The organism is Luteimonas composti (assembly GCF_042678665.1).
Classification (GTDB): Bacteria; Pseudomonadota; Gammaproteobacteria; order Xanthomonadales; family Xanthomonadaceae; genus Luteimonas; species Luteimonas composti.
Genome location: NZ_JBHTKU010000011.1, coordinates 1 through 756, shown reverse-complemented (window position 1 = coordinate 756; position 756 = coordinate 1). Strand labels below are relative to the sequence as shown.

The following is a 756-nucleotide window of genomic DNA, read 5'->3' as shown; positions in this document are numbered from 1 at the left end:
TCGAACCCCAAGCTCAAGTGAACGACGTGCTGGCATAGCGCAGCTGCAGAGTGTTAGGGCAAGTAGGCTCGCGAGGAAAATTCTCATGGGCGCTAACACTCAAGTTAAGCCGAATTGCAGCGCGTAGCCGGGCACATGGCAAGCTTTTTCTGCCATGTGAACGGCGTAGCGATGCAATTTCGGCTTGAACGCATTGTTAGGCGGCATGGGGGTGCCACCAGAACCAGAGCGGGAGACTACCGTACTCCGGATTGCCAACACAGAAGTCACCCTCACCGCGTGGGATGCCCTGAAGGGCTGCCGTGAGCTGCGTCAAGTGACCGGCGCCAAAGGTAAGGTCAGCGGGATCGCTTGCCGGAAAGAGCCAGGTGTCGAGTGCTGACGAAGCGCGGATATTCCACTTGGCTGGGGCTGTCCACTGCGCGAGGCCCTGCGAGTAATTGGGAACGCGGAGCACCGCTGCCGTGGGCGGCGTGACCGCGACGGAGCGATGTTCGCCCGGTGCTTCGGCCAGCAGCGGCATTAGCGCCAACAGCGAAGCGACGCCAGCATCGTCTGCAGTGAGGTGCCAGCCCCTGAACTTTTGCTTGAACTCCGTATAGCGCCATAGCCGCACGGCGCCCTGCTGTTTCCACGAGTGCAAAGGATTGGCCATGCCGCCTAACGCCTGAATTAAGCCGTGCCGCGAAGCGGCATCGGCTTGAATGAATTGTTAGGGGGCGCTCTCAAGTTCCACGAGTTCCTTGTCTGTGTAGA

Annotated in this window: 1 protein-coding gene; it reads right to left on the bottom strand. The window is 59.9% G+C overall.

Annotated features, from left to right (window positions below):
* Positions 1-196: 196 nt before the first annotated feature.
* A complete protein-coding gene (locus tag ACFQ2D_RS16995; RefSeq protein WP_386795729.1) occupies positions 197-655 on the bottom strand; it encodes a hypothetical protein in 459 nt (152 codons plus the stop codon).
* Between the last annotated feature and the right edge of the window lie 101 nt (positions 656-756).

Excerpts from the sequence above, each read along its gene's own strand:
- ACFQ2D_RS16995 (WP_386795729.1), bottom strand. The coding sequence starts at position 655 with ATGGCCAATCCTTTGCACTCGTGGAAACAGCAGGGCGCCGTGCGGCTA.